Origin of the sequence: Eubacterium sp. BIOML-A2 (assembly GCF_009680135.1) — a bacterium.
GTDB classification, from domain to species: Bacteria; Bacillota; Clostridia; order Lachnospirales; family Lachnospiraceae; genus Faecalicatena; species Faecalicatena contortus_B.
In genome coordinates this window covers 1-24,443 of record NZ_WKZK01000053.1, presented here as the reverse complement: position 1 = coordinate 24,443, position 24,443 = coordinate 1, and the positions used below count along the sequence as shown (strand labels likewise).

The 24,443-nt window shown below is 47.2% G+C and carries 22 protein-coding genes; 20 read left to right on the top strand and 2 right to left on the bottom strand.

The annotated features are described in order from the left end of the window. The first annotated feature begins 187 nt into the window (after positions 1 to 187). The 5 genes from GKG43_RS16980 (at position 188) to thiI (ending at position 5,825) form a co-directional block, all read left to right on the top strand. Positions 188 to 1,567 (top strand): MATE family efflux transporter, encoded by a 1,380-nt coding sequence (locus GKG43_RS16980; RefSeq protein ID WP_055152745.1) that lies wholly within the window; start codon positions 188 to 190, stop codon positions 1,565 to 1,567. Further along, positions 1,564 to 2,517: a 50S ribosomal protein L11 methyltransferase gene (gene prmA / locus GKG43_RS16975; protein WP_050638757.1), complete on the top strand. Its 954-nt coding sequence runs from the start codon at positions 1,564 to 1,566 to the stop codon at positions 2,515 to 2,517. Before GKG43_RS16980 ends, prmA begins: the two co-directional genes overlap by 4 nt. A gap of 52 nt (positions 2,518 to 2,569) precedes the next feature. Beyond that, positions 2,570 to 3,313 carry a 16S rRNA (uracil(1498)-N(3))-methyltransferase gene (locus GKG43_RS16970; RefSeq protein WP_050638756.1) on the top strand — a complete coding sequence of 248 codons (744 nt, stop codon included), beginning with the start codon at positions 2,570 to 2,572 and terminating at the stop codon, positions 3,311 to 3,313. 119 nt (positions 3,314 to 3,432) lie between these two features. After that, positions 3,433 to 4,590 carry a cysteine desulfurase family protein gene (locus tag GKG43_RS16965; RefSeq protein WP_050638755.1) on the top strand — a complete coding sequence of 386 codons (1,158 nt, stop codon included), beginning with the start codon at positions 3,433 to 3,435 and terminating at the stop codon, positions 4,588 to 4,590. A 53-nt stretch (positions 4,591 to 4,643) separates the two neighbouring features. After that, complete coding sequence (gene thiI / locus GKG43_RS16960) at positions 4,644 to 5,825, top strand: tRNA uracil 4-sulfurtransferase ThiI (RefSeq protein ID WP_055152747.1); 1,182 nt, start codon at positions 4,644 to 4,646, stop codon at positions 5,823 to 5,825. A 209-nt stretch (positions 5,826 to 6,034) separates the two neighbouring features. Here the strand turns inward: thiI and GKG43_RS16955 are convergent, their stop codons facing one another. Further along, entirely contained in the window at positions 6,035 to 6,271 is a 237-nt protein-coding gene (locus GKG43_RS16955; RefSeq protein ID WP_050638753.1) for an HPr family phosphocarrier protein, read from the bottom strand. A 277-nt stretch (positions 6,272 to 6,548) separates the two neighbouring features. On the opposite strand from GKG43_RS16955, the gene mtaB reads away from it, so the two are divergent. The 8 genes from mtaB (at position 6,549) to GKG43_RS16915 (ending at position 13,358) form a co-directional block, all read left to right on the top strand. Beyond that, the gene (gene mtaB, locus GKG43_RS16950) at positions 6,549 to 7,871 is read left to right on the top strand and encodes a tRNA (N(6)-L-threonylcarbamoyladenosine(37)-C(2))-methylthiotransferase MtaB (protein ID WP_050638752.1); all 1,323 of its coding nucleotides are present in this window, start codon (positions 6,549 to 6,551) and stop codon (positions 7,869 to 7,871) included. A gap of 171 nt (positions 7,872 to 8,042) precedes the next feature. After that, positions 8,043 to 8,306: an IreB family regulatory phosphoprotein gene (locus tag GKG43_RS16945; protein WP_009003184.1), complete on the top strand. Its 264-nt coding sequence runs from the start codon at positions 8,043 to 8,045 to the stop codon at positions 8,304 to 8,306. A 5-nt stretch (positions 8,307 to 8,311) separates the two neighbouring features. Further along, positions 8,312 to 8,758 carry a Holliday junction resolvase RuvX gene (ruvX, locus tag GKG43_RS16940; protein WP_050638751.1) on the top strand — a complete coding sequence of 149 codons (447 nt, stop codon included), beginning with the start codon at positions 8,312 to 8,314 and terminating at the stop codon, positions 8,756 to 8,758. 51 nt (positions 8,759 to 8,809) lie between these two features. After that, positions 8,810 to 9,070, top strand: a complete 261-nt coding sequence (locus GKG43_RS16935) for a DUF1292 domain-containing protein (protein ID WP_025656754.1) — start codon at positions 8,810 to 8,812, stop codon at positions 9,068 to 9,070. 106 nt (positions 9,071 to 9,176) lie between these two features. Continuing rightward, the gene (locus GKG43_RS16930; protein ID WP_025656755.1) at positions 9,177 to 9,644 is read left to right on the top strand and encodes a Fur family transcriptional regulator; all 468 of its coding nucleotides are present in this window, start codon (positions 9,177 to 9,179) and stop codon (positions 9,642 to 9,644) included. A 137-nt stretch (positions 9,645 to 9,781) separates the two neighbouring features. Next, entirely contained in the window at positions 9,782 to 11,452 is a 1,671-nt protein-coding gene (locus GKG43_RS16925; protein WP_055152749.1) for a ribonuclease J, read from the top strand. Positions 11,453 to 11,455: 3 nt separating this feature from the next. Continuing rightward, complete coding sequence (locus tag GKG43_RS16920) at positions 11,456 to 12,118, top strand: O-methyltransferase (RefSeq protein ID WP_050638749.1); 663 nt, start codon at positions 11,456 to 11,458, stop codon at positions 12,116 to 12,118. Between the two features lie 16 nt (positions 12,119 to 12,134). Next, positions 12,135 to 13,358, top strand: a complete 1,224-nt coding sequence (locus tag GKG43_RS16915; RefSeq protein ID WP_050638748.1) for a U32 family peptidase — start codon at positions 12,135 to 12,137, stop codon at positions 13,356 to 13,358. Positions 13,359 to 13,766: 408 nt separating this feature from the next. Here the strand turns inward: GKG43_RS16915 and sigK are convergent, their stop codons facing one another. Further along, the gene (gene sigK, locus GKG43_RS16910; RefSeq protein ID WP_009003191.1) at positions 13,767 to 14,405 is read right to left on the bottom strand and encodes an RNA polymerase sporulation sigma factor SigK; all 639 of its coding nucleotides are present in this window, start codon (positions 14,403 to 14,405) and stop codon (positions 13,767 to 13,769) included. A gap of 1,064 nt (positions 14,406 to 15,469) precedes the next feature. On the opposite strand from sigK, the gene GKG43_RS16905 reads away from it, so the two are divergent. From GKG43_RS16905 to groL, 7 genes are all read left to right on the top strand, one after another. After that, on the top strand, positions 15,470 to 17,002 hold the full coding sequence (locus GKG43_RS16905; protein ID WP_055152757.1) for a YifB family Mg chelatase-like AAA ATPase: 1,533 nt from the start codon (positions 15,470 to 15,472) through the stop codon (positions 17,000 to 17,002). 4 nt (positions 17,003 to 17,006) lie between these two features. Next, entirely contained in the window at positions 17,007 to 18,089 is a 1,083-nt protein-coding gene (dprA, locus tag GKG43_RS16900; RefSeq protein WP_050638745.1) for a DNA-processing protein DprA, read from the top strand. Between the two features lie 35 nt (positions 18,090 to 18,124). After that, positions 18,125 to 20,197 carry a type I DNA topoisomerase gene (topA, locus tag GKG43_RS16895; protein WP_050638744.1) on the top strand — a complete coding sequence of 691 codons (2,073 nt, stop codon included), beginning with the start codon at positions 18,125 to 18,127 and terminating at the stop codon, positions 20,195 to 20,197. 96 nt (positions 20,198 to 20,293) lie between these two features. Beyond that, positions 20,294 to 21,073, top strand: coding sequence for a GTP-sensing pleiotropic transcriptional regulator CodY (gene codY, locus GKG43_RS16890; protein ID WP_050638743.1), 780 nt, complete (start codon positions 20,294 to 20,296; stop codon positions 21,071 to 21,073). Positions 21,074 to 21,214: 141 nt separating this feature from the next. After that, positions 21,215 to 21,541: a hypothetical protein gene (locus tag GKG43_RS16885; RefSeq protein ID WP_050638742.1), complete on the top strand. Its 327-nt coding sequence runs from the start codon at positions 21,215 to 21,217 to the stop codon at positions 21,539 to 21,541. Between the two features lie 240 nt (positions 21,542 to 21,781). Further along, positions 21,782 to 22,066, top strand: coding sequence for a co-chaperone GroES (locus GKG43_RS16880; RefSeq protein WP_025656764.1), 285 nt, complete (start codon positions 21,782 to 21,784; stop codon positions 22,064 to 22,066). 108 nt (positions 22,067 to 22,174) lie between these two features. After that, entirely contained in the window at positions 22,175 to 23,800 is a 1,626-nt protein-coding gene (gene groL, locus GKG43_RS16875) for a chaperonin GroEL (protein ID WP_050638741.1), read from the top strand. The last annotated feature ends 643 nt before the right edge of the window (positions 23,801 to 24,443 follow it).

Below are 24,443 nucleotides of genomic sequence, written 5' to 3'. Positions count from 1 at the left end.
AGCAGAAAAGAGGAGACTGTTCACACACAGCGGCTGCGTACAGCACGGTCTGAACAGCATCGGACCGGATGCTGATTCCTCTGGCGTCTGAAAAATTTCTTGCATGTGTGTCTGAAAAGTTATATAGTGGACAATGGATTGCCGAAAAGCGGCCATAACATGAGGAAGAAATACAGAGGCTTAGAAGATGAAAAATACAGTAAAAAAGAAAACATTGATGAAAGATATGACACAGGGAAGCCCGGTCAAACTGATTCTGGAATTTACCCTGCCTATGATATTTGGATTTTTATTCCAGCAGTTTTATAATATGGCGGATACCGTGATTGTCGGCCGGTTTCTGGGGGTTAAAGCGCTTGCGGCTGTGGGCGCCACGGGTTCTGTGAATTTTTGTGTCATTGGATTCTGTATGGGGATATGCAATGGATTTGCAATACCGGTTGCACAGAAGTTCGGCGCAAAAGATGAGCGGGGGCTTCGCAAATCGGCCGGAAACGGGGCAACTCTGAGCGTGATATTTGCGGCGGTGATGACAGGCATCACAGTGGTACTGTGCCGCCAGATTCTGGAACTTATGAACACCCCGTCCGATATTATCGACGGGGCCTACCAGTATATTGTTGTGATATTTGCGGGCATTCCGGCCATTTTTCTATATAATCTGCTCTCCGGCTACATCCGCTCACTTGGAGATGCGAGGACGCCGGTCCTTTTCCTTACCGTGTCCTCTCTGCTGAATATTCTGCTGGATGTGCTGTTTATTGTAGTGTTTAAGATGGGTGTGGCGGGAGCTGCCTATGCAACGGTAGCATCCCAGGCGGTTTCGGGGATACTGTGTCTTTTCTATATGATGAAGCATTTCCCGATTCTGCGGCTTCAGAAAGAGGACTGGAAACTGAACCGAAGATATGTCGGCCCGCTGTGCAGGATGGGAATTCCTATGGGGCTGCAGTATTCCATCACTGCCATCGGCAGCGTGATTCTGCAGATTGCGGTGAATTCTCTGGGGTCTATGGCGGTGGCTTCGGTGACTGCGGCTTCCAAGATCCAGATGCTTTTGTGCTGTCCCTTTGATGCGATGGGGTCTACCATGGCGACCTACGGCGGTCAGAATGTAGGGGCCAAGCGTCTGGACCGGATCAGCAAAGGTTTGAAAGGCTGTCTTATCATCGGAGCGGTTTATTCTGCAGTGGCACTGGGAATTACTGTTCTGTGGGGAAAGCAGATTGCCTGGCTGTTTATCGATAAAGGGGAAAGCCAGATTCTGGGACAGGTGTACCAGTACCTGCTGGGCTCCGCGGTCTGTTACATGCTGCTTGCCGCGGTAAATATTGTACGTTTTCTGATACAGGGTATGGGATACAGTATGTTTGCCATACTCGCAGGAGTGTGTGAAATGGCGGCGAGAGGATTTACAGGATTTATTCTGGTGCCGGCCTTCGGATATGGAGCAGTGTGCCTTGGCAACGGGCTTGCGTGGCTGGCTGCAGACTTGTTTCTGATTCCGGCATTTTTTCAGGTGATGAAGAGATTAAGAAGATTATTTCAGGAGGAAAAGATGAGATGAAATGGAATAGTTTCCGGTTAAAGACGACAACAGAAGCGGAAGATATTGTCAGCAGCATGCTGATGGACCTGGGAATCCAGGGAGTGGAGATCGTGGATAAGGTTCCGCTGACGCAGGCGGACAAAGAGCAGATGTTTGTAGATATTCTCCCCGAGGGGGAAGCAGATGACGGAGTGGCATACCTGAACTTTTATCTGGAAGTGGAAGCGGATAAAGAAAAGATTCTCGGCGATGTCAGAAGAGAACTGGAGGAGATGTCTTCCTATGTGGATGTGGGAGAATGCATCATAGAGGAGTCCCAGACAGAGGACGTCGACTGGGTGAACAACTGGAAGCAGTATTTCCATCAGTTCTATGTGGATGATATCCTGATCATTCCATCCTGGGAGGATGTTAAGCCGGAAGACAGCGACAAACTTGTGATCCACATCGATCCGGGTACTGCATTTGGCACGGGCATGCATGAGACCACGCAGCTTTGCATCCGTCAGCTGCGCAAATATGTGACTTCTGAGACACAGATTCTGGATGTGGGCTGCGGGAGCGGTATCCTGGGTATGCTGGCGCTGAAGTTCGGGGCAGCCTATTCCGTGGGTACGGATCTGGATCCCTGTGCGATAAATGCCACCAATGAGAATATGGAGGTCAATGGAATCAACCGTGATCAGTACGAAGTGATGATCGGGAATATCATTGATGATAAGGCGGTACAGGAAAAAGCAGGATACGCCCGGTACGATATTGTTGCGGCAAATATTCTGGCGGACGTGTTGGTGGAGCTGACACCGGTGATCGTGAACCACATGAAGGCAGGCGGTATTTATATTACCAGCGGTATTATCGATGATAAGGAACAGACCGTGATCCGCGCAGTGGAGGAAGCCGGACTGGAAGTGCTGGAAGTGACTTACCAGGGTGAATGGGTATCTGTAACTGCAAGAAAGAGTTAGAAAGAGACGGCGTCAGAAAGAGGCAGATTCAGAAGAAAGTGGGGGATGTGAGATGCATCGTTTTTTTACAGAACCGTCCAGGGTTCATGAAACAGTGATAGAGATTGGCGGGCCGGACGTAAACCATATAAAAAATGTGCTCCGCATGAAGCCTGGAGAAGAGGTGGAAATCAGTGACGGAGCAGGGAAAGAATATCTGTGTGAGATAGACCGGTATGAAGAGGAAGCTGTGATTCTCCGGATTTTGTCATCAGCAGGAGAGCCTGCCGAGCTGCCATCTAAGATTTACCTGTTTCAGGGGCTGCCCAAAAGTGATAAAATGGAACTGATTATCCAGAAAGCCGTGGAGCTCGGAGTCTATGAGGTGATCCCGGTGGGAACCAACCGTGCAGTGGTAAAGCTGGATGAGAAGAAGGCGGCCAAAAAAACAGAGCGCTGGAACGCGATCGCCCTGAGCGCCGCAAAGCAATGCGGCCGCAGCATCATTCCGCAGGTGACGCAGGTGAAAAGTTTTGGCGCAGCGCTGGAATATGCGGCGGGGCTGGATATTGTGCTGATCCCATATGAACTGGCAAAAGGAATGGAAGAGACAAAGCGGCTGATTTCGTCTGTTGAGCCGGGGCAGAGCATTGGAATATTTATCGGACCGGAGGGCGGATTCGAGGAAGAAGAGATAGAAAAAGCCGTGAATATGGGAGCACTTCCCATCACGCTGGGCAGAAGGATACTGCGCACGGAGACGGCCGGATTAACGATTTTGTCCATTCTGATGTACCACCTGGAGCCTTCCGTGTAATTTTTACGTTCCAGGCAGAGTATTTTCGGTGATTTCATTGCTGCGGGAAAGGATCTTTCTGAACATTAAGTGTTCGGAAAGCATAGTGTAATAATAAGAAACAGTAAAGGAAGAATATCATGGAAGTATATTTGGATAATTCAGCAACGACCAGATGCTATCCGGAAGTTGGGGATTTGGTTTATAAAGTGATGTGCCAGGATTACGGCAATCCCTCTTCTATGCACAGAAAAGGCGTGGAAGCAGAACGGTACGTGAAAGAGGCGAAAGAGAGACTGGCCAGGATTCTGAAGGTGAACACGAAGGAAATCTTTTTTACTTCAGGAGGAACCGAAAGCGATAATCTTGCGCTGATCGGCGCCGCCCGTGCAAATAAGCGGGCCGGTAACCATCTGATTACAACAGCAATTGAGCATCCTGCTATTCTGAATACAATGCGGTATCTTGAAGAAGAGGAGGGCTTCCGCATCACATACCTGCCGGTAGATGCACATGGAAGGGCAAAAATGGAAGCTTTGAAGGAAGCTCTGTGTGAAGACACGATCCTCGTATCAATGATGTATGTGAATAATGAAGTCGGTTCTGTGCAGCCCGTAGACGAGGCGGTTCAGATCGTAAAGAAATATAACCCGAACATTTTATTCCACTCAGACGCGGTACAGGGATTTGGCAAATATCACATATACCCGAAAAGGCAGGGAATCGACATGCTGACTGCCAGCGGACATAAGATTCATGGGCCGAAGGGAACCGGATTTATTTATATCAATGAAAAGGTGAAGATAAAACCGATCGTGTTCGGAGGGGAACAGCAGAAGAATATCCGTTCCGGGACGGAAAATGTTCCGGGGATTGCCGGGCTTGGTCTGGCGGCGCAGATGATCTACAGTGATTTGGATATGAAGGTGGCCTTGATGCGGGAATTGAAGGCATATTTTCTGGAAGGAATCTCCGGAATCGAGAATATCGCTGTACACGGCCTGACTGATGAGAACAGCGCGCCCCATATAATTAGTGTTGGAATTGCCGGAATCCGCAGCGAAGTGCTTCTGCATGCCCTGGAAGATAAAGGAATCTACGTTTCGTCCGGTTCGGCATGCTCCTCCAATCATCCGTCTGTCAGCGGTGTGCTCAAAGGAATCGGAGCGCCGAAAGAGTATCTGGATGCAACGCTGAGATTCAGTATGTCGGAGTTCACCACAAAAGAAGAAATTGACTATACGCTGGAGACGTTATATAATTGTGTTCCAATGCTTCGGAAATATACAAGACACTAAAATCTTGCGTTTCCTGCCAGGATGCAGGAAACGCAGCACATAAGGAGAGAGAGATGAGATTTCATTCATTCTTGATTAAATACGGAGAAATCGGTATTAAGGGTAAAAACAGATATCTGTTTGAGGACGCTCTGGTCCGCCAGATGCGCTTTGCGTTAAAAGGGGTAGACGGAGAATTCTATGTTCACAAAGCCCAAGGCAGGGTCTATGTGGAATGTGAAGGCGAGTATGACTATGAAGAGACGATAGAGAGCCTGAAGAGAGTATTCGGAATCGTGGGAATCTGCCCGGTCGTGCGTGTGGAAGACCGGGGATTCGAGCAGCTTTCCAAGGATGTTATATCCTATATGCAGGAAATGTATCCCGATGGGACCCAGACATTCAAGGTAGAGGCCCGGAGAAGCCGAAAACAGTATCCCATGACTTCGATGGAAATCAACTGCGAGCTGGGCGGGGTGATACTGGATGCATTCCCGGGAATGAAGGTAGACGTGCACAATCCGGATATCCGGCTGAATGTGGAGGTGCGGGAGGAGATCTATCTTTATTCCGAGATCATACCGGGACCCGGCGGTATGCCTGTGGGTACGAACGGCAGCGCCATGCTTCTGCTGTCCGGCGGAATCGACAGCCCAGTTGCAGGCTATATGATCTCAAAGCGGGGAGTCGGGCTGCACGCCACGTATTTCCATGCTCCGCCGTATACCAGCGAGAGGGCGAAAGAAAAGGTGGTTGATCTGGCCAGACTGGTTTCCAGGTACGCAGGGCCGGTTCAGCTGCACGTTGTTAATTTCACGGATATCCAGCTCTATATCTATGAAAAATGCCCGCATGAGGAGCTTACCATTATTATGCGCAGATATATGATGAAGATTGCGGAGCATTTTGCAAAGGAGAACGGCTGCCTGGGCCTGATCACAGGGGAAAGCATCGGACAGGTTGCGAGCCAGACCATGCAGAGCCTTGCGGCCACAAACGCAGTGTGCACGCTGCCTGTTTACCGCCCATTGATCGGATTTGATAAACGGGAAATCGTGGAAATCGCAGAGAAGATCGATACGTATGAGACTTCGATCCAGCCATTTGAAGACTGCTGCACCATCTTTGTGGCAAAACATCCGGTTACAAAACCGAATCTGGAGCGGATTGAAAAGTCGGAGCTGAATCTGACAGAGAAGATAGATGAGCTTGTGAAGACGGCAATTGATACGACAGAGATACTGACAGTGAAGTAGTGTGCCGGGGGGATGACTCTTCCGGCTGCGGCGTGTGCATCCCCCGGAGAGTTTCATATAATAGGAAAATGCCGGGCATTTTTCTATTATATAAAAAGGGCTGCCTCTTGTGAGACAGCTCATATCATGCAGATGTATGCCAATCCGGCATTCTGTATACCGTGTCCGGGGCGGACACGCTTTTTGTTTTTGTGGTGTTGAGCCACTTACTATTTAATAATGTATGGATCCAGTGCGCTGAGAATGTCGTCTGTTACATTACCCTCAGCATGTACGTTCAGTTCGATCGGTTTTGAAAGATCTAAACTGAAAATACCCATGATTGATTTGGCATCTATGACATACCTTCCGGATACTAAATCAAAGTCATTATCAAATTTTGTAATTTCATTTACAAATGATTTTACTTTGTCGATCGAGTTTAAAGAAATCTGTACTGTTTTCATCGTGAAATCCCTCCTTAATATACATTTACAGGGTTTTACCCTATGTCTATTCTACGAGAAGACAGTTTAAAAGTCAAGAAACAAAGAAGGAAAAAAGTAACAATTTATAACAGCTCAGACAGGTCTGTGCATTTACTGTGCAGACCGCACGTAAACATAGTGGCTGACGGCATCCAGTTCTTCGCCGCGGGCGAATTCTAATAGGCTGGATGCGTAACAGTTCAGGTTTGCCTGAACTGTTACAACAATTTAGACAAGAAAATAGGAGAATTAATTTATGAAGAAAGTTGCACTGCACAATCTGGGGTGTAAAGTGAATGCTTACGAGACTGAGGCGATGCAGGAAATGTTGGAGAATGCAGGGTATCAAATCGTTCCGTTTAAAGAAGGCGCGGATATCTACATTATTAACACCTGCACCGTGACAAATATTGCGGACCGCAAGTCCAGGCAGATGCTCCACCGGGCCAGGAAGATGAATCCGGATGCGGTGGTGGTCGCTGCGGGATGCTATGTGCAGGCGCAGGAGGACAAGCAGGAGATAGATCCCTGTATTGATATTGTGATTGGCAATAATAAGAAACAGGATCTGCTGACTATCCTGGAAGAATATGAAAACAAGCATCATGCAAAAGAAACGGCTGGTCACAACTCCGTATTCGCCAGGGAATTGATAGATATCAATCATACGAAGGAATACGAACCCCTGCGCCTGTCAAAGACGGGGGAGCATACGAGGGCTTATATTAAGGTACAGGACGGCTGCAATCAGTTCTGTTCTTACTGTATTATTCCCTATGCGAGGGGACGTGTGAGAAGCCGGGCAAAAGAAGATGTGATGGAGGAGGTAAAACGCCTTGCAGAAAACGGGTACCAGGAAGTCGTCCTCACAGGAATCCATCTGAGTTCCTATGGGATTGACCTGGAGGAGCCGGAAAACCTGCTGTCCCTGATTCAGGCGGTGCATGAGATCGGGGGGATCAAAAGGATACGCCTGGGTTCTCTGGAGCCGCGCATCATAACGGAAGAGTTTGCGAAGAGGCTTTCGTCACTCGAAAAGCTTTGTCCGCATTTTCATCTGTCTCTGCAGAGTGGGTGCGATGCGACTCTGAAAAGAATGAACAGAAGGTACGACAGCAGGGAATACTATGAAAAATGCCGGCTGCTGAGAAAGTACTTTGATCATCCCGCGCTGACAACCGACATCATCGTCGGATTCCCCGGGGAGACAGAAGAAGAATTCGAGCAGTCCAGGGCATTTGTGGATAAGGTAGACTTTTATGAGACCCATATTTTTAAATACTCAAAAAGGCAGGGCACAAAGGCTGCGGTCATGGAAAATCAGGTGCCGGAACAGGTAAAGTCACAAAGAAGTGAGATTCTGCTTGCCCTGAATGAGAAAAAGAGACTGGCCTACGAGAAAAGTTTTATCGGAAAAGAAGTGGAAGTTCTGCTCGAGGAAGAAATAGAACAAAATGGCAGGAAAAAGCTGGCCGGCCATACAAAAGAGTATATGAAAATTGCACTAGACGCGGATAAAAATCAGCAGAATTGTATCGTAAAAGTTGAAATTGAAAATGATTTACAAATTATACATTGAATTTTAGCAGTGTTTATATTAGAATTGTAAATAGGGTACTAGGCAAGAATGCCGGATTTATGTTACTATGTGCGGCCCCTGGGCCGTGAATAGTAACGGATTTATCAAAAGATTGTTGGAAAATACAGATAGCACTAAAACAACAGGGTACACAAAAATGGAGGAGAAGAAATGAGCGATTTAAGCAACACCCAATTCTTTCAGGTAGAGCCGGGTCCCCAGATTTCCGCAAGGGATATTCTGGAGATCGTATACAAAGCTCTGAAAGAGAAGGGGTATAACCCGGTGAACCAGATTGTCGGTTATATCATGTCCGGCGATCCGACTTACATCACAAGTTATAACGGCGCAAGAAGCCTGGTGATGAAAGTGGAGAGGGATGAACTGGTAGAAGAATTGTTAAAAGCGTATATTACGCACAATTCCTGGGAATAATCATTATGAGGATTATGGGACTTGATTATGGCACGAAGACAGTCGGCGTCGCGATCAGCGATGCTCTGGGACTTACTGCCCAGGGAATTGAAACAATTCAGAGAAAAGAGGAGAACAAGCTGAGGCGGACTCTGGCGCGTATCGAAGAACTGGTTTCTGAATACGAGGTGGAGAAGATCGTGCTTGGTTTTCCAAAACATATGAATAACGACATAGGAGAACGTGCGGAGAAATCTTTAGAGTTCAGGGATATGCTTGCGCGGCGCACCGGGCTGGAAGTCATCATGTGGGATGAGCGCCTGACGACCGTGGAGGCAGAGCGGACTTTGATTGAGAGCAATGTGAGACGTGAGAACCGGAAAAAGTATATTGACAAGATTGCGGCAATATTCATCCTGCAGGGATATCTGGATTCTGTATATTTGCAGAGGCAGACCGGGCAGGGCAAGTAAAGCACGGCCTGCGGGCAGATGCAGTGGCTGCGGAAATAAGGGGACATTTGTATGGAAAAGATTAAATTTACATTTGAGGATACAAGTGAAACAGTAGAATTTTTTGTTCTGGAACAGACAAAAATTAATGGTGCTGTATACATACTGGTCACAGACTCAGAAGAAGATGACGCGGAATGTCTCATATTAAAGGACATGAGTTCTGCAGAGGATGCGGACAGTGTCTATGAGGTTGTTGAAGATGATACTGAGCTTCTGGCGGTTTCCAAGGTTTTTGAGGAACTGCTGGAGGACGTAGATATTGAAATGTAAGATCTGTATCCGCCGTGCGGCATAAGTTTACGGGGCCGGGCTGCGGTAGGCCATAAAAGGCAAAAGATTTTTACAATAGATTTACTTACTGCTAATGAATCGGAGTATGGCAATGGAACAGGAAAAAGTGCAGGAACTGCTTAAAGTAAAACTGAGAGAAAAAGGCTTAAAAGTAACACAGCAGAGATTGCTGGTTTTACAAACGCTGGCTAAGAACAGCGGCAGCCATATGGCGGCTGAAGACATATACGAAGTGATAAAGGAGGGCTATCCTGAGATTGGACTTGCCACCGTTTATCGTACTTTGCAGCTGCTCCTTGAAATGCAGTTGGTGGACCGCATTAATTTAGATGACGGGTGTGTCAGATATGAGATCGGACATATTTTTGAAGGTGATACAAAGCACAGCCATCATCATCTAATATGCAGGACATGTGGAAAGGTACTTCCTTTTGAAGATGACCTCCTGGAGGAACTGGAGCGTCATATTGAGGAGGATACAGGATTCCATGTGCTGGATCACGAACTGAAATTTTACGGACTTTGTAAAGAATGCCTCAGTAAAAGCAAATAATCCGTTGTTAAATGTAACGGAGGGTTGCTGTTTTTTTCATGCGCAGAAGTAGGTGCTGTTCACACACTTCAGGTGCGCACGGCATGTTCTGGTCATTAATGAAGTAAGTACATAAAACACATGGAGGTGTAAAATTATTGAAAAAAACAAACAATGGTAAATTAAGGATTATCCCTCTCGGCGGTCTTGAGCAGATAGGGATGAATATTACTGCCTTTGAATACGAGGACAGTATTATTGTAGTGGACTGCGGACTCGCATTCCCGGAAGACGATATGCTCGGTATTGATCTTGTAATACCGGATGTAACATATCTTAAGGATAATATCGACAAGGTTAAGGGATTTGTTATTACCCATGGACATGAGGACCATATCGGCGCCCTGCCCTATGTACTGAAGGAGATCAATCTCCCGATTTATACAACAAAGCTGACCATGGGTATTATTGAAAATAAATTAAAAGAACACAATCTGGTCCGCGGTACAAAGAGGAAAGTGGTACGCCACGGGCAGTCAATCAACCTTGGTAAGTTCAGAATTGAGTTTATCAAGACCAACCACAGCATTCAGGATGCATCCGCGCTGGCTATCTATTCTCCGGCGGGTATCGTAGTGCATACCGGAGACTTCAAGGTGGATTATACGCCGGTATTCGGCGATGCCATCGATCTGCAGCGCTTTGCTGAGATTGGCAAGAAGGGCGTGCTGGCGCTGATGGCGGATAGTACGAACGCAGAGAGGAAAGGGTTTACCCAGTCTGAGCGGACAGTGGGAATCACGTTTGACCATATTTTCGCGGAGCATCAGAACACAAGGATTATTATCGCGACATTTGCATCCAATGTAGACCGTGTACAGCAGGTCATCAATTCTGCATATAAGTACGGCCGCAAGGTGGTAGTGGAAGGCCGCAGTATGGTAAATATTATTTCAACAGCATCGGAATTGGGATACCTGAATATACCGGAGAATACACTCATTGAGATTGACCAGATGAGACATTATCCGCCGGAGAAGATGGTGCTGATTACGACAGGAAGCCAGGGAGAATCCATGGCGGCGCTGTCCAGAATGGCTGCGGACGTACACCGTAAGGTTACTATTCAGCCGAATGATACGATTATATTCAGTTCCAACCCGATACCGGGTAACGAGAAGTCGGTATCACGTGTTATTAATGAATTATCTGCAAAGGGAGCGAACGTAATTTTCCAGGATGCTCATGTTTCCGGACATGCCTGCCAGGAAGAACTTAAGCTGATTTATTCCCTTGTAAAACCTAAGTATGCCCTCCCGGTGCACGGCGAATACCGCCACCTAAAGGCAAATGCGGCGATTGCAAGTTCTCTGGGTATACCGAATGAGAATATCTTTATTATGCAGTCCGGAGATGTCATGGAGTTGAGTGAGGATGAGGCTAAACTCGTGGATAAAGTACACACAGGCGCAATCCTGGTGGACGGGCTTGGAGTCGGAGACGTTGGAAACATCGTACTCAGAGACAGGCAGCATCTGGCGGAGGATGGTATTCTAATCGTTGTACTGACGCTGGAAAAGGGAACAAACCACCTGCTTGCAGGACCGGATATTGTATCCCGCGGTTTCGTCTATGTGCGTGAATCAGAAGGGCTGATGGAAGAAGCACGCCAGGTAGTGACAGACGGCCTGGAGCGCTGCCTTGCCAATAAGCATGCGGACTGGAATAAGATCAAACTGGCTATACGCGACACAATGAATGATTTTATCTGGAAAAAGACAAAGAGACGCCCGATGATTATACCAATTATAATGGATGTGGATGTGTAAGATATGATAGTTGATGAACGTATCGTTACATTCATCAATTCCATGGAGACAGAGAACAGTGAAATACTGGAGGCCATCGAGAAGGAAGCCCTGGATACTTGCGTTCCGATCATAAGAAAAGAAATGCAGAGCTTCCTCAAGGTGCTTATCACCATACAAAAACCTATGCGCATTCTCGAAGTCGGGACTGCCGTAGGTTTCTCTGCGTTATTGATGAGTGAATACGCCCCGGAGGGGTGTGAGATTATAACAATAGAAAAATATGAAAAAAGAATTCCCATTGCCCGTGAAAACTTCAGGAGGGCGGGGAAAGAGCAGCAGATAACCCTGCTGGAGGGGGATGCTTCTGAGGTGCTGAAAGACTTGGACCAATCCTTTGATTTTATCTTTATGGACGCTGCCAAGGGCCAGTACATCCATTTTATGCCCGAGGTCCTGCGGCTTCTGGCGGATGGCGGCACGCTCGTCTCAGACAATGTCATGCAGGACGGAGATATTATCGAGTCCCGCTTTGCAGTAGAGCGCAGGAACCGCACCATTCATGCCAGGATGCGGGAATATCTGTATGAACTGAAGCATAAAGAAGGGGTGGTAACGTCCATACTGCCACTGGGTGACGGCGTGGCAGTCAGCACAAAAAGAGGACAGCTGAAAGAGGAAATGTAATAGAAAGGAATAGGAAATGGGAAGACGTCCAGAACTTTTGATTCCGGCGAGCAGTCTGGAAGTATTAAAAACAGCAGTCATATTCGGAGCAGATGCAGTATATATTGGCGGAGAGGCTTTTGGGCTCCGTGCAAAGGCCAAGAATTTCTCTATGGATGACATGAAGGAAGGCATTGCCTTTGCCCATGAGCATTGTGTTAAAGTATACGTCACAGCCAATATACTGGCGCATAACCGCGATCTGTCCGGTGTAAGAGAGTATTTTAAAGAACTGAAGGAAATAAAACCGGACGGCCTGATCATAGCGGATCCGGGGGTATTTGAAATTGCAAAGGAAGTATGTCCTGAGATTGAACGTCATATCAGTACACAGGCCAATAACACGAACTACGGCACATATAATTTCTGGTACAAACAGGGAGCTAGCCGTGTTGTCTCGGCAAGGGAGCTTTCGCTGGATGAACTGAGAGAACTGCGTGCCAATATACCGGACGATCTTGAAATAGAGACATTTGTCCACGGGGCCATGTGTATCTCCTATTCCGGAAGATGTCTGCTGAGCAACTATTTTACGGGCAGAGACGCGAACCAGGGCTCCTGTACCCACCCCTGCCGCTGGAAGTATGCGGTTGTAGAGGAGACAAGGCCCGGCGAGTATATGCCGGTCTACGAGAACGAGAGAGGCACCTATATCTTCAATTCAAAGGACCTGTGTATGATCGGGCATATCCCCGAACTTCTGGAAGCGGGCATAGACAGTCTGAAGATCGAAGGACGCATGAAGACTGCCCTGTATGTGGCAACCGTTGCGAGGACTTACCGCAAAGCCATTGATGACTGCCAAAAAGATCCAAAGCTGTACAGAAAAAACATGCCCTGGTACCTGGAACAAATCTCTAACTGCACATACCGCCAGTTTACAACGGGGTTCTTCTTCGGAAAGCCGGATGAGACAACCCAGATCTATGACAGTAACACCTATGTCAAAGAATACACATATCTAGGAATTATCGGCCAGGAGCGGGACGGGCTGTACGAAATAGAGCAAAGAAACAAATTTTCCGTAGGTGAAACAATAGAGATCATGAAACCAAACGGAGATAATATAGAAACTACCGTGCTTCAGATCATAAACGAAGATGGAGAAGAACAGGAAAGCGCGCCGCATTCCAAACAAAAATTGCAGATCAAACTGAGCAGAAAAGCAGAAAGGTTTGATCTTCTTCGGCGGAGGGAATAGTGGGAGGACGCGAATTGATACACTGCAGCCGTTTGGTGTCACTCCCAGGGGAGGGGCCTTTACTGCCGATGGATGAACCAGCTGAAAAACCGGGAAGCCTGCCCCAGGCGGGGAGCATCTATGCCATTTTAAAAGTCCTATAGTTTACGTTAGAGGCCCATAAGGAAAAAAACAGAAAATGGTGGGCAGAATTTGCCGTCTCACGGCAAATTCTGAAGCGGCCTAAGGCCCAAAATTATCGAATTTTGGGCTGCATGCCGCTGGCCCGCCATTTTCTGTTTTTTTCCCTTTAGGGCCTCTTACGTAAACGGCGCGGATTTTTAAAATGGCATAGATGCTCCCCGCCTGGGGCAGGCTTCCCGGTTTTTCAGCGTCCCTCTTCCGCAAAAAACTCCCCATTACACCCCCTTAGAAGAATTCCCGCAGCTTTTCCACCGCACTTTTTTCGATACGGGAGACGTAGGAGCGGGAGATTCCCAGCTGCCTGGCAATTTCCCGCTGTGTGTATTCTTCCCCGTTGTAGAGGCCGTACCGCATTTTCAGAACGAGCCTTTCGCGTTGGGAGAGTTCGTTTTCAACTTTGTCATAAAGCTTCTGGATATTTTCTTTGAGGTGGATTTTCTCGGGGACATCTGCTTCGTCGGTTTCGATGATGTCATAGAGCTTGATTTCGTTGCCTTCTCTGTCGGTACCGATAGGTTCATACAGCGAGATTTCCTTGCTTGTTTTCTTTTTGGCCCGCAGATACATCAGAATTTCGTTTTCAACACATTTGGAAGCATAGGCTGCAAGCCGGTTGCCCTTATCGGGATTAAATGTAACGACAGCTTTGATCAGGCCAATGGTTCCTATAGATATGAGATCCTCAGGGTCCTCGTCGAGATACTGGTATTTTTTAATGACATGTGCAACGAGCCGCAGATTTCGTTCGATTAAGACATGTTTTGCCTGAAGGTCGCCCTCTGTATATTTTTGCATGTAATATTTTTCTTCCGATGGAGTGAGGGGATTTGGAAAAGATTTCAAGAACAGCACCTCTAAGCACATTTGATATAGTCTATGTGAAAAACGTCAAAATTGTGCTTTTCCACACAAAATAAATAGGGAGTTGCGGAGGGGACGCCTGTCCGGGAGGGGGCTTCTGCCGCAGGCCGGGAAACTTCCATGCCCCTTTTCGGCTGCGGCCCGTTTGCTTAGTCTCGCTAGATAAAAACCGCATCGGCTGGGGAGGCGCCAGCGGCATTCACCCCGCAATCCTGAAGAATTGCGCGGCTCAGGCCGCTTTGAAATCTGCTTCGGAAGCAGATTTCAGCCTCCCCATCCGATGCGGTTTTTATCAAACGAGACTACGCGCACTCTATGCATCCGAAAAGGGGCATGGAAGTTTCCCGGACTGCGGCAGAAGCCCCCTCCCGGACAGGCTGGTCGCATCCGGACGCTGGATATTTCTTTTGTCGGGGCGGGAAGCTGCGAGGGAGGCGGATTGAATCGCATATGGGCGATTTAATGACTGGGGTATTTGTGTGATTTTTTAGTAAGCCATCTCCAGCCTTCAGATATCCGTCCCTACATCACAAATACGCCTCCTCCGCAGATCCCCCTCCGTGGGAGTATTTTATCTTCCGCCTTGATGCGTCCAGCTGAGAGAGAGGGGAGACTGGTTTCCGGCGGGGCGGTGTATGCCATTTCAAAGTCCATAGAGTGCGTCTTAGAATCCGTTGGGGAAAAAACAGGGAACTTGGAGGGCGGAATTTGTTTTACAAAAACAAATTCCGTTGCCGCCGGCGGCGCGAATGCATCGGCATTCGGGCCAACTGCGGCATGTCCCTCCAAGTTTCCTGTTTTTTCCCCTACGGATTCTTAACGCACGGGCAGGATCTTGAAATGGCATACACCGCCCCGCCGGAAACCAGTCTCCCCTCTCTCTCAGCGCCCCCTCAAAGCAAAAAACTCCCCTCAAAGATCTCCTTCTTGACAGGAGTGAGACAGTAAGTTATGATGGATTCACCAGTTCCGGGGATTTCTTCCCTGGTTGTCAATTCGGGCCGTTTCGGCCATGTTTCATTTATTTACTTATTTATTTTTGATCAATGCTTGAAAGGAGTGTGTGAATGAGTTTCAGCACAGTTTTATCAGCGTCTGTTCAGGGGCTGAAGGTGGAGTTTGTACATGTGGAGGCGGATGTCAGCAATGGGCTTCCTGCTTTTCATATGGTTGGGTATCTTTCTTCGGAGGTGAAGGAGGCAGCAGAAAGAGTGCGGACGGCAATCCGCAATTCGGGCCTGGATTTTCCGGCTAAGAAGACGGTGATTAATCTGTCACCGGCAACGATGAGAAAGAGAGGGGCGGCGTTTGATCTGCCCATTGCGGTGGCAATTCTTGTATCCCTGGGGCTGATTCCTGAGGACAATGTGAAGAATGCCCTGGTTATAGGGGAACTGAGTCTGGACGGATGTTTACAGAAAGTTCCGGGAATTCTTCCTGTGATTATGGAGGCAAGGGCGGCAGGGATTCCCGTGTGTGTAGTACCGAAAGCAAATGCACCTGAGGGTGCGCTTGTAGAAGGAGTCGCGGTGCTGGGGGTCCGAAATCTTCATGAAGTTATTTCTTTTTTGTCTGGAGAAGTGCGGTTGGAGCCAGAGCCGTATCCAAAACATAAGAAAGAGGAACCCGTACAAAAGTTTCCGGATTACAGTGAGATACAGGGACAGGAAAATGTAAAGAGGGCCGCAGAAGTAGCCGTAGCGGGCGGCCATAACCTTTTGCTGGTTGGGCCGCCGGGAAGCGGAAAAACAATGGTGGCCAGACGAATTCCGGGGATTCTTCCGCCTATGACGCTGGAGGAAAGCATGGAAATTACGAAGATATACAGCATAATGGGGCTGGTAGATAAGGAAGCACCGCTGATACGGCAGAGACCATTCCGCAGTGTCCATCATACGGCTACGAAGGCGGCGCTGATTGGAGGCGGCCTGGTTCCTGCTCCCGGTGAGATCAGCCTGGCTCATGGCGGCGTACTGTTTTTAGATGAACTTCCGGAGTTCCAGAAGGCGGTGCTGGAAGTGCTGCGGCAGCCTCTGGAGGAACATCAGATACGCATAACGAGGGCCCACGGCAATTATGTGTTCCCGGCTAATTTTATTTTGATTGCGGCCATGAATCCATGCCCCTGCGGTTGCTATCCGGATTTTGAACGGTGCACCTGTACTCCCGGTCAGATCCAGCACTATTTGGGTAAGATCAGTCAGCCTTTTATTGATCGTCTCGACATTTGTGTGGAGGCTCCCAAAGTGGAGTACGAGGCACTTTTGCGAAAAAGAAAAGGAGAAAGTTCCGAGGAGATACGAAGACGCGTATGTGATGCCCGTGAAATTCAAAACCGGCGGTATGCAGGAACAGGTATTGTTTCAAATGCGATGCTTGGGGTAAAAGAGCTGGCGGTATACTGCAGGCTTGGAAAAGCGGAAAACAGGCTGATGGAGCAGGCATTTACTTCCCTCAGGCTCACGGCCAGAACCTACCATAAAATCCTGAAGGTGGCCAGAACGATTGCAGATTTGGACGGGCAGGAAAGAATTGCTGTGAAACATATAAAAGAAGCCATAGGTTACCGTACGATGGACAAAAAATACTGGGGGAGATGAGAAAATGAAATATGAATATTGGCTTGCTGCTATTACACCTTTGAGTGACCGTAAAAAATATCTGCTAAGAAAACATCTTGGTTCCGGTGAATGTATATTTTATATAGAAGAAACAAAACTAAAAGAATTAGAGTTCTTAAATGAAAGGGACATCCATACAATTAGGCAGGCGCAAAAGGAGCGAAATCCGGAGGAAACAGCAGCAAAGCTGGAGGAGAAATCCATCCGCTTTGTTCCCTGTTTTTCCCGGGAATTTCCAGGAAGGCTGCGGACAATTCCGGATCCGCCCTATGCGCTTTACGTAAAAGGCAGACTGCCGAAAGAGGAGAAAAGGGCGGTTGCAATTGTGGGCGCCAGGCGCTGTACACCCTATGGAGAAAAGTATGCCCTGGAATTCGGGGAGCGGCTTGCCGCGTGCGGCGTTTCGGTTATCAGCGGGCTGGCAAGGGGCATAGACGGAACCGCCCAGCGGGGCGCTCTGATGGGAAAGGGCCACACCTATGCGGTATTAGGCTGTGGGGTGGATATCTGTTATCCACGGGAACATATCGGGCTGTATGTGGATATCTTGGAAGAGGAAGGAGGAATTCTGTCCGAATTTCCGCCTGGAACCCCTCCCGCACCCCAGAATTTTCCCCGGCGGAACCGGATTATCAGCGGTTTGTCGGATTTGGTTCTTGTGATCGAGGCACGAGAGAAGAGCGGATCATTGATTACCGCGGATATGGCCCTGGAGCAGGGAAGGGATGTGTATGCGCTGCCGGGGCCTGTTAACAGCAGCCTGAGCCAGGGATGTAATGAGCTGATCCGGCAGGGCGCAGGTATTCTGTTGTCCACGGAAATGCTTCTGGAGGAGCTGAATATGAACTGCACCGAAGAGAACAAAAAAACAGCCAAAATTGAAAAAGTGCTTGAAAGTGGGGAAAATATGGTGTATAGTCGTCTTGGTTTGTATCCCAAGAATCTCAGCCAGCTCACAGAGGAAACTAAGCTGCCGGCAAATGAGGTACTTGAGCGGCTTGTGTCGTTAGAACTGAAAGGATACATCAAAGAGATTTCAAAAAATCATTATATTAAGATAAAATGATAAATAGAGGCGTGAAAGCCTATTGGAGGAAGTTTATGGCACATTATCTGGTTATTGTGGAGTCACCTGCCAAGGTGAAAACAATCAAAAAGTTCCTGGGGAGCAACTATTCAGTTGCTGCATCGAACGGTCATGTCCGAGATCTGCCCAAGAGCCAGCTGGGCATTGACATAGAGAACGACTATGAGCCCAAATATATAACGATTAGGGGAAAGGGAGATATCCTGGCGAATCTGCGCAAGGAAGCAAAGAAAGCCGACAAAGTCTATCTTGCAACTGACCCCGACCGTGAGGGAGAGGCGATATCCTGGCATCTGGCAACGGCCCTGAAATTAGATGATAAGAAAATGCGCCGTATTACATTCAACGAGATTACTAAAAATGCTGTAAAGGCATCTTTAAAGGCCCCCAGGGATATTGATATGAGTCTGGTTGACGCCCAGCAGGCACGCCGTATCCTGGACAGAATGGTGGGCTACCGTATAAGCCCAGTGCTGTGGGCAAAAGTAAAGAGGGGACTCAGTGCGGGCCGCGTGCAGTCGGTTGCGCTTCGTCTGATTGCAGACAGGGAGGCCGAGATCGATGCGTTCATACCGGAAGAATACTGGTCTCTGGACGCTGTTTTAAAGGTAAAAGGCGAAAAGCGTCCGCTGGTGGCTAAGTTTTACGGTACAGAGAAACAGAAGATGACGATTGGTTCAGAGGAAGAACTGAATCAGATAATCAAAGCGGTAGACAACGAAGAGTTTAAAATCACTGATATTAAAAAAGGAGAACGCATCCGCAAGGCCCCGCTTCCTTTTACCACCAGTACACTGCAGCAGGAAGCCGCTAAGGTACTGAATTTTGGAACACAGAAAACGATGCGCATTGCACAGCAGCTGTACGAAGGAATTGATATCAAGGGGAACGGGACAGTCGGTGTGATTACTTATCTGCGTACGGATTCCACCAGAATCTCCGAGGAGGCGGATGAAGCGGCAAGAGAATATATTGCATCAGCCTATGGAAAAGAGTATGTCGCTGCAGGTGCACAGGCAAAAAAGACAGAGAAGAAGATTCAGGATGCGCATGAGGCCATCAGGCCTACCGATATTACCAGGACTCCGGCCTCTTTGAAAGATTCTCTTTCCAGGGATCAGCTGCGCCTGTACCAGCTGATCTGGAAACGGTTTGCAGCAAGCAGGATGCAGCCTGCAAAGTATGAAACGATTTCTGTAAAAATAGGAGCGGGTGATTACCGGTTTACAGTAGCAACTTCCAAAGTAGTATTCGATGGTTTCCGCAGCGTTTACACAGAGGCTGACGAAGAGAAAGAGGAGAGCAATGTTCTGGTAAACGGCCTGGGTATGGACACCCGGCTGAATAAGGAGAGCTTTGATTCAAAGCAGCATTTTACGCAGCCGCCGGCGCATTATACGGAGGCGACTCTGGTTAAGATGCTGGAAGAACTGGGCATTGGCCGTCCAAGTACTTATGCTCCTACGATCTCCACGATCCTGGGACGCCGCTATGTCACAAAGGAAGCAAAGAACCTTTATATCACAGAGATCGGCGAGGTCGTGAATAATATCATGAAGCAGTCTTTCCCAAGCATTGTGGACGAGAACTTCACTGCTAATATGGAAGGCCTGCTGGATATGGTGGAAGAAGGCAAGGTGCCTTGGAAAGAGGTCATCCGTAACTTCTATCCGGATCTGGAAGAAGCAGTGCAGATCGCCGAGAAAGAGCTGGAAAGCGTTAAGATCGAAGACGAAGTGACAGACGTGATCTGTGAAGAGTGCGGCCGCAACATGGTGGTAAAATATGGTCCTCACGGAAAGTTCCTGGCTTGTCCGGGATTCCCGGACTGCAAGAATACAAAACCATATCTGGAGAAGATTGGCGTTCCATGCCCGGTCTGCGGTAAAGAAGTAGTAATCCGCAAGACAAAGAAGGGCAGAAAGTATTATGGCTGTGAAAATAATCCGGAATGCGAGTTTATGTCCTGGCAGAAGCCATCCAAGGAAAAGTGCCCTGAATGCGGCAATTATATGGTAGAAAAAGGCAGTAAACTCGTATGTGCAGATGAAAAATGTGGATATGTCCGAAATCTGAAAAAAAATTAGATAAATGACGTTGATATTTCGTGAGTTGTATGATAACATAACTATATCGAACGAATTGGAACGAGTTGTATACACAATTAAATCTGGAGGAAATCAATGAGCGTACAGTTATTGGATAAGACAAGAAAAATTAATAAGCTGCTTCATAACAACAATTCCAGCAAGGTGGTTTTTAACGATATTTGTGCCGTCCTTACGGAGATTCTGGATTCCAATGTCCTTGTTGTCAGCAAAAAGGGCAAGATATTGGGAGTGAGCAAATGTGGACAGGTGGAAGGCATTAGGGAACTCGTTGGCGAGTCAGTCGGTGCGCATATCGATGAGATGCTGAACGAACGTCTGCTGAATATCTTATCTACCAAAGAGAACGTAAATCTGGAAACACTTGGTTTTTCGCCGGAAGCGGTGAGAGGGTACCAGGCTATTATTACACCGATTGACATAGCAGGAGAGCGTCTGGGAACTTTGTTTATTTACAAACAGAATTCCGTATATGAGATTGATGACATTATCTTGAGTGAGTACGGAACAGCGGTCGTAGGGCTGGAGATGCTTCGCTCCGTCAATGAAGAGAGCGCGGAGGAGACGAGAAAAGAACACATCGTTCAGTCTGCGATCAGTACCCTTTCTTTTTCAGAGCTGGAGGCAATTATTCATATTTTTGAGGAACTGGATGGTACGGAGGGCATACTTGTAGCAAGTAAGATTGCAGACCGTGTGGGCATTACCAGATCCGTAATTGTCAATGCACTTAGAAAGTTTGAAAGTGCAGGTGTGATAGAGTCCAGGTCATCCGGCATGAAAGGGACATATATTAAGGTTCTGAATGATTATGTGTTTACGGAACTGGAAAAAATAAAAAAAGAGCGTCTGTAGATATTCAGACGTATTTATCTATTATTGAGCATAGTAAATTGGAGAGGGTATCAGGCAGCTGATACCCTCTCTTATGATAACAATCAATCATGATCCGGAAGTTAAGGGCAGAAAGTCAGATCGTTTAGGAGGCGGAGAAATATGTATGAAGGTAACCCGGTAGACTTACAGATGGAAAAAGTAATTTCGGCAGATGTAATTTTTGACGATGCGACGCATCATTGCAAGGTTTTTAAGTATGATTTGGAGGAAGATTACATATACTTGCAATTAAAAGAAGATGATTTGACGGCAATTTCCCTGGATGCCAAATATCAGTGCTATATTTCCACTAAGAAAGAACTGCTTTACTGTACTGGAGCAGTGAAAGAACGCTTTCAGTGTGAGAATGGCAATATGCTTGTCTTTAAGATAGAGAATGGATTCTATATTGTGGATAGCGTAAAACGGCCGATTAAACGAAAGTAAGCAAAAGATTTAACAGAAGTCAGTTTTATAAACTAAGAATCCCGCAGGGCATACCGTAACACATGCCGTTACTGTGCACGCCCGTAGGGGGTGAACAGTAACGCAAGCTGCAAAATAATGTATAAATTTTAGAAACTCTGTTGACAAATTGGAAACAGAGTGCTATTTTATATTCATGAGGTTAGCACTCAAAAGAAATGAGTGCTAATAACTAGCAAAATCAATTAAGGAGGAATTACTATGAAATTAGTACCATTAGGTGACAAGATTGTATTAAAACAATTTGAAGCGGAAGAAACAACAAAGTCAGGTATCGTCCTGCCGGGTCAGGCAAAAGAAAAGCCGCAGGAGGCATTGGTAATTGCAGTTGGACCTGGTGGAAATATAGACGGTAAAGAAGTGACAATGCAGGTAAAAGTCGGCGATAAAGTTATCTACTCCAAATATGCAGGAACGGAAGTAGAGTTAGAAAAAGAAGAGTATATCATTGTAAAACAGAGCGACATTTTGGCAATTGTTGAGTAGGGGGTCCGTTAAAATTAATTTAATTGCTTGACTAATTTCTATAAAATAATATGTTTTAACAGATGAACTTGAAGAAAGAATTTAATTAGAATAAGAGGAGTGACAGACATGGCAAAGGAAATCAAATACGGAACAGAAGCCAGAGCAGCGCTGGAAAAGGGTGTTAACAAGCTGGCCGACACAGTAAGGGTAACATTGGGACCAAAAGGAAGAAACGTTGTACTTGACAAATCATTCGGAGCACCGCTTATTACAAACGATGGTGTAACGATTGCAAAAGAAATCGAACTGGAAGACGGATTTGAAAACATGGGAGCACAGCTGATAAAAGAAGTGGCGTCCAAGACAAACGATGTAGCCGGAGATGGTACAACAACAGCTACAGTACTTGCACAGTCCATGGTACACGAAGGAATGAAGAATCTGGAAGCAGGTGCGAATCCGATCATTCTCCGTAAAGGAATGAAGAAAGCTACAGACGTAGCAGTAGATGCCATTGCAAAAATGAGCAGCAAAGTGAAAGATAAAGAGCAGATTGCCAGGGTTGCAGCCGTATCATCAGGGGATGATGCAGTTGGACAGATGGTAGCAGACGCTATGGATAAGGTTTCCAATGACGGAGTTATCACGATCGAGGAGTCCAAGACAATGCTTACCGAACTGGATTTAGTAGAAGGTATGCAGTTTGACCGTGGATACATTTCCGCATATATGGCAACAGATATGGAAAAAATGGAAGCAAATCTGGAAGATCCGTACATCCTGATCACAGACAGGAAGATCTCCAGCATTCAGGATCTTCTTCCGCTCTTAGAGCAGGTTGTACAGTCAGGCGCAAGACTTCTGATTATTGCGGAAGATATTGAGGGAGAGGCTCTTACAACATTGATTGTCAATAAACTGCGCGGAACATTTAACGTAGTAGCAGTAAAAGCACCGGGCTATGGTGACAGAAGAAAAGAAATGCTGCAGGATATTGCGATTCTGACAGGCGGACAAGTGATTTCAGAAGAACTGGGAATGGATCTGAAGGAAGCTTCCCTGGATCAGCTGGGACGTGCAAAATCCGTTAAAGTTCAGAAAGAGAACACTGTTATTGTTGATGGTTGCGGAGACAAGAAGGCAATCGAAGACAGAATTGCCCAGATCAAGAAGGGAATCGAAGAGACTACATCTGATTTTGACAAAGAAAAATTACAGGAAAGACTCGCAAAACTGGCTGGCGGCGTAGCAGTTATCCGCGTAGGCGCTGCAACAGAGACTGAGATGAAGGAAGCAAAACTCCGTATGGAAGATGCTCTGAACGCAACAAGAGCTGCAGTAGAAGAAGGAATCATCGCAGGCGGCGGTTCTGCATACATTCACGCAGCGAAAGAAGTTGAAAAACTTGCCGAGGAACTGGAAGGCGACGAGAAAACAGGCGCTAAAGTAGTTCTGAAGGCTCTGGAGTCACCACTGTACCACATTGCATCAAATGCTGGTCTTGAAGGAGCAGTTATCATTAATAAAGTAAGAGAGTCCGAACCAGGAGTTGGATTTGACGCATACAAAGAAGAGTATGTAGACATGGTAAAAGAAGGAATCCTGGATCCTGCAAAAGTTACCAGAAGCGCATTACAGAATGCAACAAGCGTAGCATCCACACTGCTGACGACAGAATCAGTAGTGGCTGCAATCAAAGAAGATACACCAGCAATGCCGGCAGGAGCAGGCGGCGGAATGGGTATGATGTAATTGGGTGAAAGGGGATCTTTGGTGAAGTAGGGTCCGCCTGCCGAGAGCGGTCAGTGGAATGGACGGAGGCGTACATCTGTTGGGGCTATGCGGCAACCCGTTTACGGGGAAACACTAACGTAAAAAGAACGGCCCACTGAGGGCACGTACAACATGCAACGGGAAAGCTTGATGCTTTCCCGTTTAAGTTGTACTGGGAATTGATTTGGTAAATCAATTCCCATCCCTCAGTGGGCCGCTCTTTTTACGTAAGTGTTTCCAGCCGTGCTCTCTAAGCCGCATAGCCCCAACAGATGTACGCCTCCGTCCATTCCACTGACCGCTCTCGGCAGGCTGCGCGCATCAAGACGGAAGATGCCCATTTTACCGGGAGGATTACGCAGGGCGGCGGATTGAGCTGATTGAGGGGAGCGTAGCTTGTACAAGGTCGCAATTCTCAAATCCTCCTGATCAACCTCCTTATCTAGATTAAAGCGCCCCACATCGTATCAATCCGCAGCACCCGCCGGAAAAAATCATCAGATTTTTTCTGAGTGTCTGCGGAGTCTGCCATTTTATCTGAAATTTGTCCAGTTTCAGGACATAGGTAAGTAAAAAGTTTCAGGACATAGGTAAGTCCAAATGTTAAACTATACAGAAATAA

Coding starts and splice junctions, on each gene's coding strand:
- GKG43_RS16905 (WP_055152757.1), top strand. CDS start 15,470: ATGAGTTTCAGCACAGTTTTATCAGCGTCTGTTCAGGGGCTGAAGGTG.
- GKG43_RS16920 (WP_050638749.1), top strand. CDS start 11,456: ATGATAGTTGATGAACGTATCGTTACATTCATCAATTCCATGGAGACA.
- GKG43_RS16965 (WP_050638755.1), top strand. CDS start 3,433: ATGGAAGTATATTTGGATAATTCAGCAACGACCAGATGCTATCCGGAA.
- dprA (WP_050638745.1), top strand. CDS start 17,007: ATGAAATATGAATATTGGCTTGCTGCTATTACACCTTTGAGTGACCGT.
- GKG43_RS16970 (WP_050638756.1), top strand. CDS start 2,570: ATGCATCGTTTTTTTACAGAACCGTCCAGGGTTCATGAAACAGTGATA.
- thiI (WP_055152747.1), top strand. CDS start 4,644: ATGAGATTTCATTCATTCTTGATTAAATACGGAGAAATCGGTATTAAG.
- sigK (WP_009003191.1), bottom strand. CDS start 14,405: ATGTGCTTAGAGGTGCTGTTCTTGAAATCTTTTCCAAATCCCCTCACT.
- GKG43_RS16945 (WP_009003184.1), top strand. CDS start 8,043: ATGAGCGATTTAAGCAACACCCAATTCTTTCAGGTAGAGCCGGGTCCC.
- GKG43_RS16955 (WP_050638753.1), bottom strand. CDS start 6,271: ATGAAAACAGTACAGATTTCTTTAAACTCGATCGACAAAGTAAAATCA.
- codY (WP_050638743.1), top strand. CDS start 20,294: ATGAGCGTACAGTTATTGGATAAGACAAGAAAAATTAATAAGCTGCTT.
- ruvX (WP_050638751.1), top strand. CDS start 8,312: ATGAGGATTATGGGACTTGATTATGGCACGAAGACAGTCGGCGTCGCG.
- GKG43_RS16930 (WP_025656755.1), top strand. CDS start 9,177: ATGGCAATGGAACAGGAAAAAGTGCAGGAACTGCTTAAAGTAAAACTG.
- groL (WP_050638741.1), top strand. CDS start 22,175: ATGGCAAAGGAAATCAAATACGGAACAGAAGCCAGAGCAGCGCTGGAA.
- topA (WP_050638744.1), top strand. CDS start 18,125: ATGGCACATTATCTGGTTATTGTGGAGTCACCTGCCAAGGTGAAAACA.
- GKG43_RS16915 (WP_050638748.1), top strand. CDS start 12,135: ATGGGAAGACGTCCAGAACTTTTGATTCCGGCGAGCAGTCTGGAAGTA.
- prmA (WP_050638757.1), top strand. CDS start 1,564: ATGAAATGGAATAGTTTCCGGTTAAAGACGACAACAGAAGCGGAAGAT.
- GKG43_RS16935 (WP_025656754.1), top strand. CDS start 8,810: ATGGAAAAGATTAAATTTACATTTGAGGATACAAGTGAAACAGTAGAA.
- GKG43_RS16980 (WP_055152745.1), top strand. CDS start 188: ATGAAAAATACAGTAAAAAAGAAAACATTGATGAAAGATATGACACAG.
- GKG43_RS16880 (WP_025656764.1), top strand. CDS start 21,782: ATGAAATTAGTACCATTAGGTGACAAGATTGTATTAAAACAATTTGAA.
- mtaB (WP_050638752.1), top strand. CDS start 6,549: ATGAAGAAAGTTGCACTGCACAATCTGGGGTGTAAAGTGAATGCTTAC.
- GKG43_RS16885 (WP_050638742.1), top strand. CDS start 21,215: ATGTATGAAGGTAACCCGGTAGACTTACAGATGGAAAAAGTAATTTCG.